Here is a 668-nt window from a genome sequence, read left to right on the forward strand (position 1 = left end):
CCTGCCTTGATGAATGAGAGCTTGCCGTAGAACTCCATGCCGTCGGCGCCCAACGCCTGGTCAGGAATACCCAGTTCGCGGCTGGAGCCGGTGCTGACCGTGCCTTGATACGCCAGGTTGTGGATGGTGAAGATGCTCGGTGTGGCCTGACCCCGCCAGCGCATATACGCCGGCGCCAATCCGGCAGGCCAATCGTGGGCATGCACCAGTTCCGGGCACCACTGGGTTTTTACCGCGCCGGCGGCGAAGTCGGCTGCGGCCAGGCCGAGGCGGGCAAAGCGGATATGGTTGTCAGGCCAGTCACGGCCGTTGTTATCACCGTATGGCGTGCCTTCACGTTCGTACAGTTCGGGGCAGATCAGCACGTAAATGACCAGACCGTCTTTCATGTCCATGCGCCCGATCTTGCACGGTGGCAGGGCTGCATGACCGCCCAGCTCGCTGATGACATGGATCGGGTTACCACTGTTGAGCACTTGCGGGTAGCCGGGAATCAGCACGCGTACATCGTGCAGGTGGCGCATGGCTCGCGGCAGTGCGGCAGACACATCGCCCAAACCTCCGGTTTTCACCAGATCAGCCAACTCTGAGGTCACGAACAGAACTTTTCTTCTGTGGGTCAGGGTAATACTTGGCTGTGAAGTCGGCAGTTGCAGCAGTGGAACGCT

Annotated in this window: 1 protein-coding gene; it reads right to left on the minus strand. The window is 60.6% G+C overall.

Translation table 11 applies throughout. From position 1 onward, the window contains the following. Nucleotides 1-668, minus strand: a 668-nt coding sequence (locus QN399_RS26135) for a glycogen/starch synthase (protein ID WP_330201929.1), incomplete at both ends; no start/stop codon positions are given.

Origin of the sequence: Pseudomonas sp. 10C3 (assembly GCF_036346185.1) — a bacterium.
Classification (GTDB): Bacteria; Pseudomonadota; Gammaproteobacteria; order Pseudomonadales; family Pseudomonadaceae; genus Aquipseudomonas.